We start from the raw sequence: 15,812 nt of genomic DNA, 5'->3' as shown, positions 1-15,812 counted from the left end.
GCTTGTATTGATTGTTAATCCTTCTCGGCTTCGGCCGGGGAGGATTTTTTGCATTTTGGACAGAAGACGGACATGATTATGTCAGGAACATGTGTAAAGTTTGCGATAATCCTTTACGAAAAATCTCAAACAATGGTAAACTTTTAGTGACCCTGCACGTCAGGGAGTTTGGGCAAAATTCGTCGAATAATGCAAAATGCTGTTATAAAACTAAATTATAGGAGTGCTGAAGTGGCCAAAGTTAAAACCAAGTTTCAATGTACGGAATGCGGCTATGAAGCCCCCAAGTGGTACGGGAAGTGTCCGGGTTGTCAGTCATGGAATTCAATGGTGGAAGAAACAGAGACGGTGGTCAAAACACAAGGGAGAAATTCTCCTCTGTTTGACAGTAAAGATAAACCGCTTCCTATCATAGATATAGATAGCGGTCAGGAACCGCGTGTACAGACTGGAATCGGCGAGTTGAACCGGGTATTGGGTGGCGGAATCGTTCCGGGTTCACTCGTTCTGGTGGGTGGAGACCCAGGTATCGGTAAATCAACGTTGATGTTGCAGACGTCTCATGCTTTGACGCATTCGGGTCTACGTGTGTTATATGTTTCTGGTGAGGAATCAGTCAAGCAAACCAAATTGCGGGCGGATCGTCTCGGGGCACTCTCTGCCGAGTTGTATGTGCTGTGTGAAACCAATATGGAACGTGTAGAGGAAGCGGTGGATCAGATCCAGCCGCATTTTCTTGTCATCGACTCCATTCAGACGGTGTATCTTCCCGAAGTTACCAGTGCGCCGGGTAGTGTAGCCCAGGTAAGGGAATGTACGTCTAGGTTCATGCGGATTGCCAAAGGCAGAGGCATTGCAACGGTTCTTGTGGGGCATGTTACCAAAGAAGGTGCCATTGCCGGTCCACGTATGTTAGAACATATGGTGGATTGCGTGCTTTATTTTGAAGGAGAACGGCATCATACGTATCGACTGTTGCGTGCGGTGAAGAACCGTTTTGGTTCAACCAATGAGATTGGCATTTTTGAGATGGGCGAGGATGGACTTCGTGAGGTGGGCAACCCGTCAGAACTCTTTTTGTCGGAACGGCCACTGGGTGTAGCGGGTTCTACGGTAGTTGCCAGCATGGAGGGCACACGTCCTTTGCTCGTGGAATTGCAGGCGTTGATCTCGACCACCCACTTCCCTTCTCCCCGCCGTATGGCAACAGGAGTAGACTTGCATCGATTAAATCTGATCATTGCCGTGCTGGAGAAACGGATGGGCATGTTTTTACAAACCCAGGATGCATATCTTAACGTGGCTGGTGGAGTAAGGCTGGATGAGCCCGCGGTAGATTTGGCGGTTGCGGTCAGCATTGCCTCCAGTTTGAGAGATGTACCGACCAAGCCGGATGACGTCATCTTTGGCGAGATTGGTCTCACAGGTGAAGTTCGAGCCGTATCACGAGCAGAACAACGAGTGAAGGAAGCCGCGAAGCTGGGCTTCAAGCGTGTTATTTTACCAGAAAAAAGCTTAAAGGGCTGGAAACATCCTCGCGGGATACAACTGATCGGTGTGAATACCGTGGCAGATGCACTAGCGGTTGCTTTAGATTAGGGGGCATAACAAGATGAAAGATTCGAGCCAACTGGATAATATGAATGAATTATTAAGGCTGATTGCACCAGGTACACCTTTCCGCGAAGGTCTGGAAAATGTGCTGCGCGCCAAGACGGGCGCACTGCTTGTTGTAGGATACAGCCCTGAAGTCATGGAAGTGGTGGATGGGGGATTCTCGATTAACTGTGACTTCTCCCCCAACTATCTGTACGAACTCGCTAAGATGGATGGAGCCATTATTCTTAGCGAAGATTTGAAGCGTATTCTTTACGCCAATACCCAGTTAATTCCCGATTCCTCAATCTCTTCATCAGAGACGGGCATTCGTCACCGGACGGCGGAGCGTGTAGCGAAGCAAACGGGTAAATTGGTCGTATCCATATCACAGCGCCGGAATATCATTACCTTGTATCAGGGAACACTTCGTTATTCCCTCAAGGAAATCGGGGTTATTTTGACCAAAGCGAATCAAGCGATTCAAACCCTGGAGAAATACAAAGCGGTATTAACACAGTCCCTTACGAATCTGAGTGCCTCTGAATTTGAGGAATTGGTGACGATTCCTGAAGTGGTCAATGTGATTCAGCGTACCGAGATGGTGATGCGGATCAAAACGGAGATCAAACGATACATTCATGAACTCGGGAATGAGGGACGACTCATCTCCATGCAAATGGAAGAGCTTGTGGGTACAACGGAAGAAGAAGCCTGGTTGTTGTATAAAGACTATGCTCGTGACGACAGTGATGACAAAATCCGTGAAATTATAGTAGGACTGAAAAGATTGTCGGACGATGAATTACTGGATGCACACCATATTGTCCGTCTGCTCGGTTATCCTTCATCAGCGGCCACGTCAGAGGATTCGGTTGCACCTCGCGGATTCCGGGTATTAAATAAGATCCCCCGTCTGCCCAATGTCATTATCCATAACCTGGTGGATCAATTTGAACAACTACCTCATGTTATTATGGCTACAATTGAAGAACTGGACGAAGTGGACGGTATTGGTGAAGTTCGAGCTCGGACCATTAAGGAAGGCCTCAAACGTTTGCAGGAGCAGATGTTTATCGACAGACAGATGTAAGGTTTTGCCTATATAAAGGCTTGAAATGGATGAGGTGAAACAACGATGCTAACCAGATTCATTCCGAATCTCTTTACCCTGGGTAATCTGTTTCTTGGAATGATGGCAATTTTGCTTGCGATTGATGGAAATTACAGTTTGGCTGCCATTATGGTCATTGTAGCGATGCTGCTGGATGGTCTGGATGGCCGAGTGGCACGTGCACTCAATGCCCAGAGCGAATTCGGTAAGGAACTTGATTCCTTGTCTGACATGGTTTCCTTTGGTGCCGCACCAGCCCTGATCATATTTATGGTGTCGTTTCAAGATTCGATGCCGATCCTCGCCTGGATTGCAACAGCGGCTTTTCCGATCTGTGGGGCGATTCGTCTTGCCCGGTTTAATGTTCGTCCGGGGATCCCCGGGTACTTCACAGGTTTGCCGATTCCGGCAGCCGGCGGAGTGCTGGCCACATTGTCCTTGTTTAACAAGGATATCGGTCCCATCAGCATGATGATTGCTACATTGCTGTTATCGTATCTGATGGTCAGTTCGCTTAAATATCCCAATTTCAAAAAGGTCGGGTTGCCACGCAAGGCAATCTGGATTGCCCCATGGGTTGTGTTATTTGCCATAGCCGTAGCCGTGATTTTCCCGGAGCAGCTATCCAAATTGATCTTTATTCCGTTGGTGTTATACGCCTTGTATGGAATGAAGCATAACCTGCGAACAGCGGCCTCGCGTAGTCGGGCGAAAAAGCGCAAGGATGAGAAATCATCCCGTCCTTCCGATCGTTAAGTAACCTTGGTAACAGACACTAGACAAAGAAAGCACGTACTCTCCTGCATTGGAGAATGCGTGCTTTTTGTTTATTCAGATCTATTTACGGTAAAAGAAACCCTTGCGAACGACCTACATATCTTCTTACGACAGATTAAACATCCCTAGCGTTGAACACTTCTGTGATTCGTGATTTACGACCTCTTCCATGTTAATGTCCAGCAGATTGCAGAGAGCCGACATGTAGAACAGATTCCGCCCTAGTTCAGAGCTGATGACCTCTCGGCAATTCTCACACAATTCACCTTCCACATGCGTTTCCAGCAGGCCCTTGGTTTGAGCGATATCGCTCTCCGGGGCATATTTCTGCTTGGTGGCGTGCAGCTCGATGCAGCCGCATTCGGTAATGGCTTTGGACACGGCACGGTTAACAGACGCTCCGGCTTGTCCCGTTTTGGACAGTACATCAATCAGGCTGCGATGACGCAACAACAGTTCAGAAACTTGATCCTGGAAAGCCTGTAAACTTAGCGTACTCATTTTTGCCACTCACCTCGGGATATGAATTGAATTCATTATATGCCAATAATTTACCTACTTTCAACTGACGATTGCAACATTTCCAAAAAGTTCTTCCGGAAGGGATTAGCAAATTAGGAATTGGATCATACTGGATATCAAGATCAAGATACATTGAAGGAGGTGCAGGGACTAATGTGGAAAAAAGGCATTTTAACTTTTACAGGATTGTGCGGTGCATGGTTCGGCTACACGGCATATCATCTGGCAGGAAAATCAGTCCCATGGATGGCGGAATGGATTCAGTCCGCAGGATTACTGGGAGCTGGTATATCGACGCTGCTGGGAGCTGTAATGTTTATGGCTGTATGTAATATTGGTGGAACATTGATGGCAGACAGGCTGCATAGTGGGATCAATTCATTGGCAAAAGTACCTATGAACGAATTGGCTGCAGGTGCCGCAGGTACCGTTGCGGGATTGCTGGTGGCCTTGTTGCTCTACCCTGTTGTGAGATGGATGGGGACGCCAGGAGAAGTGCTGCAAGTGGCGCTGACGGTGATTAGTGCTTATTCCGGTTATGCCCTTGCCATGGCGAAGAAAGACGATCTGGGGGCCTTCTGGATGTCTGGACGATGGGGTCATCCCGAGGTGGACGAGGATAGACGGATGGAAGAACATAAAATTCTGGATACCAGTGTTATTATCGATGGGCGTATTGCTGATATATGCAAAACCGGATTTATTGAAGGCACGATTGTAATTCCGGAATTTGTTCTGGAGGAGTTACAGCATATTGCGGATTCATCGGATCTGCTCAAGCGGAACAGAGGACGGCGTGGACTGGATATTTTGAACAAAATCCAGAAGGAACTTGATGTAAAAGTCCTGATCTACGAAGGGGATTTCGAGGAAATCTCCGAGGTGGACAGCAAATTGGTTAAACTGGCTAAAGTGCTTCAGGGCAAAGTGGTCACCAATGACTTTAATCTGAACAAAGTGTGCGAACTCCAGGGTGTATCTGTGCTGAACATTAATGATCTCGCCAATGCCGTTAAGCCAGTTGTTCTGCCAGGTGAGGAGATCATGGTGCAGATCATCAAGGATGGCAAGGAGCATGGTCAAGGTGTAGCCTATCTGGATGATGGCACAATGATCGTTGTGGAGGGCGGACGCGAGTATATTGGCATGATGATGGAAGTGCTCGTGACCAGTGTGCTGCAGACTTCAGCGGGACGAATGATTTTTGCCAAGCCGAAACTGTTGGAAAAAGCCCAATAAAGCGGTATGATGGGTAGTGTATCGTTGAATGATATTGTGTATCTTTGAACGATAAACTGACAGACAAGGCAGGGATTGCGGCATGGATAAAGGGTGGGGCGTTGTCATTGTGGCAGCAGGTCGCGGAACCCGTATGGGGACGACCGAGAGCAAACAGTTTCTGTTGCTGCAGGACAAGCCCGTTTTCATACATACGCTTGAGGTATTTGCTGCGCTGGACGAGATCCGCGAGATAGTGCTGGTCACAGGAGCTGCAGATGTTGAACGCTGCCAGGATTGGGTAAAAAAATACCAACTGGATTCACGTGTCCATGTTATCCCCGGAGGGAAAGAGAGACAACATTCTGTCCATAAAGGCCTTGAGGCACTTGGGACGGATTGGGTTCTCGTTCACGACGGGGTACGTCCTTTTGTGAACCATGAGCAGATCAAGGGATGCATGGCGGCTGCCATAGCCGGTGGTGGAGCAGCTGTACTGGCGGTTCCCGTGAAGGATACGATCAAACAAGTGAATGCGGAGGGAGTCGTTACGGCGACACCAGATCGCAGCAGTCTGTGGAGCATTCAAACCCCGCAGGCTTTTCGTCTTTCTTCCCTGCTCTCCGCCTACGAATCAGCCGAGCAGGACGGTTTTCTGGGAACAGATGACGCCATGCTGGCTGAACGTCAGGGTATGTCGGTCAAGGTTGTGGAAGGCAATTATACAAATATCAAATTAACAACGCCGGAAGATTTGCAATACGCTGCGTTTTTGCTGGGGGGAGAGAAGAAGCGATGATACGTGTAGGACAGGGATTTGATGTACATCAGCTGGTAGAGGGACGCCCGTGTATTATTGGCGGAGTAACGATTCCTTATGAAAAAGGACTGCTGGGTCACTCGGACGCAGACGTGCTGTTGCACGCGATAAGTGATGCCATTTTGGGTGCGCTGGCACTTGGGGATATCGGCAAGCACTTCCCGGATACCGATCCGGAATTCAAGGATGCCGACAGCCTGAAATTGCTGGAGCATGTATGGCAGCTTGTGAAGGATCGCGGATATCGGTTAGGCAATATCGATTCAACGATTATTGCCCAGAAGCCGAAGATGGCTCCTTACATCCCGCAGATGGCTGAGGTTATTGCCAAGGCACTGGAAGCGGATGTAACACTGGTGAACGTGAAAGCAACAACGACAGAGCAACTGGGATTCCCGGGACGGGGAGAGGGCATTGCTGCTCAATCCGTTGTTTGCCTGGTTCGTGTGTGATATCATCAATTAATTCATGACGGAGGGGATCATATGAGCACGGAAATTCGTGTGCGTTACGCGCCGAGCCCAACAGGACATCTGCATATCGGGAATGCCCGTACGGCGCTGTTTAACTATCTATATGCCAAACATAATAACGGTAAATTCATTATTCGTATTGAAGATACGGACGTAAAACGGAATATTGCCGGTGGTGAAGAAAGCCAGCTGAAATACCTGAAATGGCTCGGAATCGAGTGGGATGAAAGTATTGATGTGGGCGGAGAATACGGACCATACCGTCAAACGGAACGTCTGGACCTCTATCGTAAATATACACAGGAATTGCTGGATAAAGGTCTGGCCTACCCTTGCTTCTGCACGGAAGAGGAATTGGAGCAAGAGCGTGAGGAGCAGTCAGCACGTGGAGAAACACCGCGTTATTCAGGCAAACACCGTGATCTGACTCCAGAGCAGATTAGTGCATTTGAAGCGGAAGGCCGCGTAGCGAGTATTCGTTTCCGTGTGCCCGAAGAGCGCGTATATACGTTTGATGACATGGTTAAAGGTACAATCTCGTTCAACAGCAAGGAATCCGGTGACTTCGTCATTGTGAAAAAAGATGGCATTCCCACGTACAACTATGCTGTTGCTGTGGATGATCACTTGATGAAGATCTCCCACGTCCTGCGTGGGGAAGATCACATCTCGAACACGCCGCGTCAACTGATGATCTATGAAGCGCTGGGCTGGGAGCCACCGCAATTCGGTCATATGACGCTGATCGTGAATGAAAATCACAAGAAGCTGAGTAAACGGGATGAGTCCGTGATTCAGTTTATTGAGCAGTATGATCAACTCGGCTATTTGCCTGAAGCGATGTTTAACTTCATTTCCCTGCTCGGCTGGTCGCCGGAAGGGGAGGAAGAGATCTTCTCGCAAGAACAACTGATCTCCATTTTTGATACGAAACGCCTGTCCAAGAGCCCGGCCGTATTTGATACACACAAGCTGGCTCACTTGAACAACCACTATATCAAACATGCTGACCCGGAACGGATTGCCGAAATGGCCATTCCGCAACTGCAAAAAGCAGGACGTCTTCCTGGGGATCTATCCGCTGAGCAAAAAGAGTGGGCGCATACCCTCGTACATCTCTATCAGGAACAGATGAATGCCGCATCCGATATCGTAGAATTGTCGGAAGTGTTCTTCCGTTCGGAGATTGAGCTGGAAACTGAAGGTGCCGCAGTTCTCGCTGAAGAGCAGGTGCCGACTGTGCTGAAGGCATTTGCCGATAAAGTGCAGGCAAGTGAAGAGTTCACGCCAAGCAAAATGGCTGCATTGATCAAGGAAGTACAGAAAGAAACCGGCTTTAAGGGCAAACAGCTCTTTATGCCAATTCGTGTAGCCTTGACCGGACAGACGCATGGACGGGATCTGAATCAAACGATCGTGCTTCTGGGTCGTGATACAGTGATCGAACGATTGCTCGCACAAGTAAAATAAGATTATCCGAGGGGCATTCCGTTTAATCGGAATCTGCACACAGTCTGTTCAGGTATGGATTACGTAGGAGGCTGTTGTCAGTCTGAGGCCTTTTCGCTATAATAACAACACAACGAATAATTGATATGATTTATCTAATAGAACAGCAAAGATCGGGAGGAGTAGACTGACCCGGGCAGATTCAGAGAGGATGGTCCCGCAGCAAAGAAAGATTTCTTTGATTGCGGTGGCTGTGAACCATCCACTGTCCATCAGTCGAAATGCGCCCGTGAGCTGCACAGCCGAATCCAGCCCCGCCTTTGTCGATCATGACATGGGAAAACGTTAGGATAGGTTGTGACGATTGGTTTCCGTTACCAAACCGCTTGAGGGCTCATTCTATTTAAGAATGGACCGAGCAGAGTGGGACCGCGATAAACGCCTCTGCAGCTAAATGCTGCAGGGGCGTTTTTTGTTTAGGCGAGTGTGCAGTACACTACCAAAGGAACGCGCCGTCCGGTAAGCCGGAGGACGGGAACCTGAACAAGAGGGGAACGAGCATGTTCAAGAAGATCAGATCAGATATCCAGGTGGTGTTTGAAAACGATCCGGCGGCCCGGGGGTGGTTTGAAGTGGTACTAACCTACTCAGGGCTGCATGCGATATGGGCACACCGGATGGCTCATTTTTTATACAAGCGAAGATGGTTCTCGGTGGCCAGGTTCATTTCGCAGGTTAGCCGTTTTATGACAGGGATTGAGATACATCCTGGAGCTACGATCGGGAATCGGTTGTTTATTGACCATGGAATGGGCGTCGTTATTGGAGAAACATGTGAGATTGGCGATGATGTTGTTATCTATCAGGGGGTTACGCTTGGCGGAACAGGGAAAGAAAAAGGAAAGAGACATCCGACCATTGGTAATAATGTGGTTATCTCATCTGGAGCAAAGGTGCTGGGTTCATTTAGCGTGGGGGATCAAAGCAACATTGGGGCGAACTCTGTTGTGCTTAAGGAGGTCCCTTCCAATAGTACCGTGGTAGGTATACCGGGCAGAATTGTTAAACAGGATGGCCGACGGGTAGACCGCCTCAGTCAACAATTGCCCGATCCGGTCGTTGACTCCTTGCGTGGTATGCAAAAAGAACTCGAACGATTGCAGGAAGAAGTACGTACACTGCAGAATGCCCGTGCAAATGAGACTGTGCATGATACGTGATACAATAAATAAAGGCAGTATAGGATGAAAGGATAAGTGACCATGACGCTTCAGATTTATAATACGATGAGTCGTACAAAAGAAGAATTTGTTCCCCAAGAGCCAGGGAAAGTAAAAATGTATGTCTGCGGACCAACGGTATATGACTATATTCATATTGGAAATGCACGCCCGGTTATCTTTTTCGACACGGTTCGTGGATACCTGGAACAGACAGGACATGATGTAAACTATGTGGTGAACTTCACGGATGTGGACGATAAGCTGATTCGCAAAGCCGAACAACTTGGAACAGACGTTCCTCACGTCGCGGAGAAGTTTATTGCAGCCTACTATGAAGACCTTGAGGGATTGGGTATTCCCAAGGCAAGTAGCAACCCGAGAGTAACGGAAAACATGCCGCTCATTATTGATTTTATCCGTGAGTTGGTTGAAAAAGGTTTCGCATACGAAAATGGCGGTGACGTCTATTACCGTACAGGCAAATTCAGCGAGTATGGTAAGCTATCGAAGCAAAATTTACAGGAGCTGCAATTTGGAATCCGTGTAGGTGTGGACGAGCGCAAAGAGCATCCCGAAGATTTCGTGCTCTGGAAGGCTGCAAAACCAGGTGAGATCTATTGGTCCAGTCCTTGGGGCGATGGTCGACCAGGTTGGCATATTGAGTGCTCCGCCATGGCTAGGGAGTACCTTGGGGACACACTGGACATTCACGGGGGTGGACAGGATCTGCAGTTCCCGCACCATGAGTGCGAATGCGCCCAATCCGAAGTGTTAACAGGTAAACCACTTGCGAACTACTGGATGCATAATGGTTTCATCCGGATTGATAACGAGAAGATGTCAAAATCTCTCGGTAACGGTGTTCTTGTTAAAGATTTGCGGAATCAATATAAACGCGAAGCGATTCGTTACTTTATGTTGTCTACCCACTATCGTAACCCGTTGAATTTCACGGATGATACGATGGAGCAGGCACAGAATAGTGTGGACCGGATTGCGAATGCTGTAGGTAACCTGAACCATCGTCTGAGCGCGGTAACCGTAGATCAGGATATCACAGCAGAGTTTGCGGCAAGACTCGACCAAATCCGTCAGCAATATCATGAGAAGATGCAGGATGATTTCAATACTCCTGATGCAATCACTGCTATGTTTGAGTGGGCAGGGGAAGCCAATCAACTGTTACAGCAGGAAGTTGTCAATGCGGCAGACATACGTGCGCTCCTTGAATTGTTCAGTGAATTGAATGCTGTGCTTCGCATCTATACAGATGGAGAGCCAGAACTTCTGGATGAGGAAGTAGAACAGCTGATTGAAGAACGTGTAGAAGCGCGCAAGTCCAAAAACTGGGCAAGAGCGGATGAAATTCGTGATGAGTTGTCTGCACGGGGCATTCTGCTTGAGGATACGGCGCAGGGTATGAGATGGCGGCGCAAATGAGCGAAGGACATCCAAATACACCAAAACAACAGGAGCAGGTCACGGAGGGAGGATGGTTCCCGTATTCTCCGTCCAGACCTGCGAAGTTGATTCCACCTATTGCACTGGCCTATATTGGTGACGCGGTATATGAGGTAGCTGTTCGTCAATATCTATTGTCGAAAGCCAACATGCGTCCCAATCATCTGCACCGTAGTGCAACCGGATTGGTATCAGCGAAGGCACAGAGCCGCATTCTTGCAATGATTGAGGCTGAACTGACAGAGGAAGAACGCGATATTGTCCGGCAAGGGCGGAATGCCAAGTCGGGTAGTGTACCCAAAAATGCAGATGTGTTGGAGTATAGACATGCCACGGCTTTTGAATGTCTCATTGGTTATCTCTACAGCAGTGGTCATCATGATCGCATGATTGAACTGATTAGGCTTGGCATTGAACACGCGGAACAACAATCGTCTTCGCCGACAAAAAAATAGAAATTTCAACAAAACAACGCATTACAGAGAGGAACGAACAACGATGGAAGAAGAATGGATCGCGGGTAAACACTCCGTGACGGAGGCGCTGCGTTCAGGCCGGACCATTAATAAAATATGGATTGCCGATACAGCACAGAAACATCTGACTCAACCTATTATCTCGGAAGCCAAAAAACTAGGTATTGTCATTCAACATGTGGACAAGCGTAAGCTGGATCAAACGGTACCAGGCATTCAGCATCAGGGGGTAGTTGCACAAGCTGCACCATACGCTTATGTGGAGGTAGAAGACATTCTTGCCGCAGCGAAAGCGAAGAATGAGCATCCTTTCCTGATTCTGCTGGATGAGATCGAAGATCCTCATAACCTGGGGTCGATTTTGCGGACAGCGGACTGCACGGGTGCACATGGCGTTATTGTACCCAAACGTCGCTCGGCAGCAGTAACAGCAACGGTATCCAAAACGTCAGCAGGCGCTGTGGAGTACGTGCCAGTGGCTCGTGTAAGTAATCTTGGTCAGACCATTGATCGCCTCAAAGAGGAAGGTGTATGGGTTGTAGGGACAGATGTCACGGCTCATGAAGGTGTCTTTGGTAATGGAGTCTTTACTGGCCCTGTTGCACTGGTAATCGGGAATGAAAACAAGGGAATGGGACGACTTATTCGTGAGAAATGCGACGTACTGATCAAATTACCGATGCAAGGTCAGATTAACTCCTTGAATGCTTCCGTGGCAGCGGGTGTTGTCATGTATGAAGTGCTCCGCTCGCGTCAAGCGCAGGAATAGAAGGTATGGCTGATTCCCGTGATGTGCTTCTTGTAGACGGGTACAACATGATTGGCGACTGGCCGGAGTTAACCAAACTGGCAGAAAGTGGGCTAGAAGAGGCGCGCAACAGGCTTCTCTTTCGTCTTGCCGACTATCAGGCTTTCTCCGGCCGGCGAGTCATTGTTGTGTTTGACGCCTACCTCGTGCCTGGACTCGGTAAATCCTTTACACAGAGCAAAGTGCAGATATATTTTACAAAGGAAAAAGAGACGGCAGACGAATGCATTGAGAGACTCGTTCGGGAACTAAGCATGCGAAGACGCCAAATCTATGTGGCTACGAGCGATATGGTAGAGCAACATGTCATTTTCGGACAGGGAGCGCTACGCGTATCTGCAAGGGAACTGCTCATTGAGGTTGAGCAGAACGAAAAAGAATTAAAAAAACGACTGGAAGAAGATCAGGCGAAGACCACGCGTAACACACTCGGGGGCAAGTTGAGTCCGGATGTATTGAAAGAGTTTGAGCGGTGGCGCCGGGAATAACAGTTCGTTTTTACAAAAATTAGAATATTGAAACTCTTGACATTTATGTTATTGATGTTCTTTTTTAGGCAGAGCGTGGTTGACGGTGTGAGGTACCATCATATATACTGATCCTATATTTCATAGAGTAGAGTAACGGGGTACCTTGCGTTGCAGCCGGAGGGATTGTCTGTGAGTGTCGACCTCAAAGATATCATGTTATCTAAGTATGATTACCAAAGTGACGAAGACATTGTCGAAGCTTTCCGTGAAGGCGAAAGCGAAGCGTTAGAGTTTTTGATTAACAAGTATCGTAACTTTGTACGCGCCAAGGCTAGATCTTATTTTCTGATTGGGGCAGACCGGGAAGATATTATTCAAGAAGGAATGATTGGCCTCTATAAATCCATTCGAGATTTTAAAGGGGACAAGCTGGCTTCATTCAAGGCTTTTGCTGAACTGTGTATTACAAGACAGATTATCACGGCGATTAAGACAGCAACACGTCAGAAGCATATTCCGCTTAATTCTTATGTATCTCTGGACAAGCCCATTTATGACGAAGAGTCTGATCGTACGTTACTCGATGTGATTTGTGGAACCCAGGTCAGTGATCCGGAAGAATTAATCATCAATCAGGAAGAGTTTGTGGGCCTGGAAGATAAAATGTCCGAGATTCTAAGTGATCTGGAGCGTAAAGTATTGATGTTGTATCTGGACGGGAGATCTTATCAAGAGATTGCAGTAGATTTGGATAGACATGTGAAGTCCATTGATAATGCACTTCAGCGCGTCAAGCGCAAACTTGAAAAGTACCTGGAAGTTCGAGATAATTGAACACATGTTGTCGTTGATGGAAAAGGCTCGGTGTTTGAGTCTTTTTTTACTGTCTCAAGTTTATAAAATCAAAGAATGTTTATACTAGTAATCGCTCGGTCCGTATAGGAGAAGAGAAAAACAGAGATGCGAAACGAATGTACGTTGTACGGAAGTAATACCCAATGAATGAAAGGCTATTCTTTCATTGACATGGTTATACCCTTGTGATAAAGTGTTTTAGGTAGGCCTAAATTTATGGCTTTTTTTCAGGATCAATTTAGAGACTCTGCTTGAATGTGGAAGTCTTCGGGAGGTGTACATCATGCGGGTAATTATTACTTTGGCTTGTACTAACTGCAAACAAAGAAATTACACTACGACAAAAAACAAGCGTAATCACCCCGACCGCATGGAGATGAAGAAATTTTGCAAGTTTTGTAACGAGCAGACTTCTCATCGCGAAACCAGATAGTTTTTGGAGGTGTCGGCGTGAAACGAAGTTTCAAATCTCTGATTTCCTTTTTCTCAGAAAGCTGGGCTGAACTTAAAAAAGTTCGCTGGCCTAATCGTAAAGAGCTGACCAACTACACATTGATCGTACTTGGTACTGTTGTGGTTATGACGCTGTTTTTTTGGGTCATTGACATTGGCATCTCCTTTGTGATCGAAGCGATTATTTAAGAAGGGTTCCGGTGGCTTGATATGGAAAAAAGATGGTACGTCGTTCATACCTATTCAGGGTATGAGAACAAGGTCAAGGCCAATTTGGAAAAACGCGTCGAGTCTATGGGCATGGAAGACAAGATATTCCGCGTTCTTGTTCCTATGGAAGAAGAAGTGGTAAACAAGGACGGTAAGAAAAAAACCGTTATGCGTAAAGTTTACCCGGGTTATGTCTTGGTGGAAATGGTACAGACGGATGATTCTTGGTATGTTGTTCGCAACACACCAGGTGTTACAGGATTTGTCGGTTCGACAGGTTCTGGGTCCAAACCAACTGCTTTGTTGCCTGAAGAAGTGGAACAAATTCTGAAGCACATGGGCATGGTTGAACCTAAGCCGAAAATTGAGTTCGATATTAAGGAATCCGTGCGTATTAAAGTCGGTCCTTTTGCGAATTTCGTAGGCTCCGTGGAAGAAATTTTGGTAGACAAAAGCAAGTTGAAAGTGCACGTGAACATGTTTGGACGGGAAACACCGCTTGAGTTGGAATATACCCAAGTGGAGAAGATATAGTTTCTTCAAGTTTCTTGTGGGAGGGCTGCAAGGCCCGTTAACCACTATTTTGCAAGGAGGTGTCAATCATGGCAAAAAAGGTAATCAAAATGGTAAAACTGCAGATTCCAGCAGGTAAAGCAAATCCAGCGCCACCAGTAGGTCCAGCTTTGGGTCAAGCAGGTGTCAACATCATGGCATTCTGTAAAGAATTCAACGCTCGTACAGCTGATCAAGCAGGATTGATTATTCCAGTTGAAATTTCTGTATTCGAAGACCGTTCCTTTACTTTCATCACTAAAACTCCACCAGCAGCAGTTCTGTTGAAAGTGGCAGCTAAAGTTGAAAAAGGATCCGGAGAACCGAACAAGAAAAAAGTTGCTACTGTTAAACGTGATGCGGTTCGTCAAATCGCAGAAACAAAAATGCCTGACCTGAATGCAGCAGACGTTGAGTCCGCTATGCGTATGGTCGAAGGTACTGCCCGCAGCATGGGTATCACCATCGAAGACTAATTTTCATAAGAAACATGGCTTCGTAAAACCGGTCGATTCGCGACCGGTTGATGTGGGAGGTATATCCGCTAACACCACAAAGGAGGAATAAAACATGGCTAAACACGGTAAAAAATACCTGGAAGCTGCTAAGCTGATTGACAGCGAAGCAACTTACGAGCCTTCAGAAGCTGTAGAGCTTGTGAAAAAGGCAGCTACTGCAAAATTCGATGAAACAATCGAAGCGGCAGTTCGTTTGGGTGTAGACCCTCGTAAGCAAGACCAGGCTGTACGTGGTGTTGTTGTCTTGCCACACGGCACAGGTAAAACACAACGCGTATTGGTATTTGCAAAAGGTGACAAAGCGAAAGAAGCGGAAGCGGCTGGCGCGGACTATGTTGGTGATGCAGACATGATCAACAAAATCCAACAAGGCTGGTTCGAATTCGACGTCTGCGTAGCGACACCAGATATGATGAGTGAAGTAGGTAAATTGGGCCGACTGCTCGGCGGTAAAGGTCTGATGCCTAACCCTAAAGCCGGAACGGTAACTTTCGATGTAACTAAGGCTGTTCAAGAAATTAAAGCCGGTAAAATCGAATATCGTCTGGATCGTGCAGGTCAAATTCATGCACCGATTGGTAAAGCTTCTTTCTCTTCTGAGCAACTTAATGAGAACTTCAAAGCTCTCATGGAAGCTCTGAATCGTGCTAAACCAGCGGCAGCAAAAGGTGTTTATCTGAAGAATGTTAGTCTTTCTTCCACGATGGGCCCTGGAGCACGCGTGAACGCAGCAGCTTTTAGATAATATCTCTTGACAGGCTTGTCCTGTTTTTGATAAGATATAAAAGTTGTGAGTCCGAGTGACTGACCGTTGACA

General features: G+C 47.3%; 19 protein-coding genes and 1 other annotated feature (1 of these 20 running past the window's edge). Of the genes, 18 read left to right on the top strand and 1 reads right to left on the bottom strand.

All coding sequences use genetic code 11. From position 1 onward, the window contains the following. The first annotated feature begins 231 nt into the window (after positions 1-231). From radA to pssA, 3 genes are read left to right on the top strand one after another with little or no spacing between them, the layout of a single operon-like run. Positions 232-1,599, top strand: coding sequence for a DNA repair protein RadA (gene radA / locus MKZ12_RS26605; RefSeq protein WP_036671578.1), 1,368 nt, complete (start codon positions 232-234; stop codon positions 1,597-1,599). A 13-nt stretch (positions 1,600-1,612) separates the two neighbouring features. Then, entirely contained in the window at positions 1,613-2,689 is a 1,077-nt protein-coding gene (gene disA, locus MKZ12_RS26600; protein WP_062836168.1) for a DNA integrity scanning diadenylate cyclase DisA, read from the top strand. A gap of 45 nt (positions 2,690-2,734) precedes the next feature. Further along, positions 2,735-3,466, top strand: coding sequence for a CDP-diacylglycerol--serine O-phosphatidyltransferase (pssA, locus tag MKZ12_RS26595; protein ID WP_339238030.1), 732 nt, complete (start codon positions 2,735-2,737; stop codon positions 3,464-3,466). 126 nt (positions 3,467-3,592) lie between these two features. Here the strand turns inward: pssA and MKZ12_RS26590 are convergent, their stop codons facing one another. Continuing rightward, the gene (locus MKZ12_RS26590) at positions 3,593-3,988 is read right to left on the bottom strand and encodes a hypothetical protein (RefSeq protein WP_017692049.1); all 396 of its coding nucleotides are present in this window, start codon (positions 3,986-3,988) and stop codon (positions 3,593-3,595) included. A gap of 174 nt (positions 3,989-4,162) precedes the next feature. On the opposite strand from MKZ12_RS26590, the gene MKZ12_RS26585 reads away from it, so the two are divergent. The 15 genes from MKZ12_RS26585 to rplA all read left to right on the top strand — a co-directional run bounded on the left by MKZ12_RS26585 (position 4,163) and on the right by rplA (position 15,740). Next, positions 4,163-5,248 (top strand): PIN/TRAM domain-containing protein, encoded by a 1,086-nt coding sequence (locus MKZ12_RS26585; protein ID WP_339257579.1) that lies wholly within the window; start codon positions 4,163-4,165, stop codon positions 5,246-5,248. Between the two features lie 82 nt (positions 5,249-5,330). Further along, positions 5,331-6,026 (top strand): 2-C-methyl-D-erythritol 4-phosphate cytidylyltransferase, encoded by a 696-nt coding sequence (ispD, locus tag MKZ12_RS26580; protein ID WP_339257577.1) that lies wholly within the window; start codon positions 5,331-5,333, stop codon positions 6,024-6,026. Then, complete coding sequence (ispF, locus tag MKZ12_RS26575; protein ID WP_339238023.1) at positions 6,023-6,499, top strand: 2-C-methyl-D-erythritol 2,4-cyclodiphosphate synthase; 477 nt, start codon at positions 6,023-6,025, stop codon at positions 6,497-6,499. Before ispD ends, ispF begins: the two co-directional genes overlap by 4 nt. 33 nt (positions 6,500-6,532) lie before the next feature. Further along, positions 6,533-7,990 (top strand): glutamate--tRNA ligase, encoded by a 1,458-nt coding sequence (gene gltX, locus MKZ12_RS26570; protein ID WP_339257575.1) that lies wholly within the window; start codon positions 6,533-6,535, stop codon positions 7,988-7,990. Between the two features lie 539 nt (positions 7,991-8,529). Next, on the top strand, positions 8,530-9,189 hold the full coding sequence (gene cysE / locus MKZ12_RS26565) for a serine O-acetyltransferase (RefSeq protein ID WP_339257573.1): 660 nt from the start codon (positions 8,530-8,532) through the stop codon (positions 9,187-9,189). A 42-nt stretch (positions 9,190-9,231) separates the two neighbouring features. After that, complete coding sequence (gene cysS / locus MKZ12_RS26560; RefSeq protein WP_339257571.1) at positions 9,232-10,632, top strand: cysteine--tRNA ligase; 1,401 nt, start codon at positions 9,232-9,234, stop codon at positions 10,630-10,632. Further along, positions 10,629-11,108: a ribonuclease III domain-containing protein gene (locus MKZ12_RS26555; RefSeq protein WP_339238015.1), complete on the top strand. Its 480-nt coding sequence runs from the start codon at positions 10,629-10,631 to the stop codon at positions 11,106-11,108. The genes cysS and MKZ12_RS26555 overlap by 4 nt, the downstream gene beginning before the upstream one ends. 43 nt (positions 11,109-11,151) lie before the next feature. Then, a complete protein-coding gene (rlmB, locus tag MKZ12_RS26550) occupies positions 11,152-11,898 on the top strand; it encodes a 23S rRNA (guanosine(2251)-2'-O)-methyltransferase RlmB (protein ID WP_339238014.1) in 747 nt (248 codons plus the stop codon). 5 nt (positions 11,899-11,903) lie between these two features. Beyond that, positions 11,904-12,425 carry an NYN domain-containing protein gene (locus MKZ12_RS26545; protein WP_036607162.1) on the top strand — a complete coding sequence of 174 codons (522 nt, stop codon included), beginning with the start codon at positions 11,904-11,906 and terminating at the stop codon, positions 12,423-12,425. 171 nt (positions 12,426-12,596) lie between these two features. Continuing rightward, positions 12,597-13,241 carry an RNA polymerase sporulation sigma factor SigH gene (sigH, locus tag MKZ12_RS26540; protein ID WP_017692059.1) on the top strand — a complete coding sequence of 215 codons (645 nt, stop codon included), beginning with the start codon at positions 12,597-12,599 and terminating at the stop codon, positions 13,239-13,241. Positions 13,242-13,545: 304 nt separating this feature from the next. Then, positions 13,546-13,695, top strand: coding sequence for a 50S ribosomal protein L33 (gene rpmG / locus MKZ12_RS26535; RefSeq protein ID WP_072735843.1), 150 nt, complete (start codon positions 13,546-13,548; stop codon positions 13,693-13,695). A gap of 17 nt (positions 13,696-13,712) precedes the next feature. Next, positions 13,713-13,904 carry a preprotein translocase subunit SecE gene (secE, locus tag MKZ12_RS26530; RefSeq protein WP_017692060.1) on the top strand — a complete coding sequence of 64 codons (192 nt, stop codon included), beginning with the start codon at positions 13,713-13,715 and terminating at the stop codon, positions 13,902-13,904. 21 nt (positions 13,905-13,925) lie between these two features. Then, complete coding sequence (gene nusG, locus MKZ12_RS26525; protein ID WP_024633599.1) at positions 13,926-14,459, top strand: transcription termination/antitermination protein NusG; 534 nt, start codon at positions 13,926-13,928, stop codon at positions 14,457-14,459. Between the two features lie 68 nt (positions 14,460-14,527). Then, positions 14,528-14,953, top strand: a complete 426-nt coding sequence (rplK, locus tag MKZ12_RS26520; RefSeq protein WP_017692062.1) for a 50S ribosomal protein L11 — start codon at positions 14,528-14,530, stop codon at positions 14,951-14,953. 94 nt (positions 14,954-15,047) lie between these two features. Next, on the top strand, positions 15,048-15,740 hold the full coding sequence (gene rplA, locus MKZ12_RS26515; protein WP_017692063.1) for a 50S ribosomal protein L1: 693 nt from the start codon (positions 15,048-15,050) through the stop codon (positions 15,738-15,740). Positions 15,741-15,808: 68 nt separating this feature from the next. After that, positions 15,809-15,812: a sequence feature (ribosomal protein L10 leader region), on the top strand (it continues 144 nt past the right edge of the window).

This window comes from Paenibacillus sp. FSL R5-0713, from assembly GCF_037973325.1.
In the GTDB taxonomy this organism is placed as follows: Bacteria; Bacillota; Bacilli; order Paenibacillales; family Paenibacillaceae; genus Paenibacillus.
The sequence above is the reverse complement of the archived record's forward strand: the minus strand, read 5'-3'. Positions and strand labels throughout refer to the sequence as shown.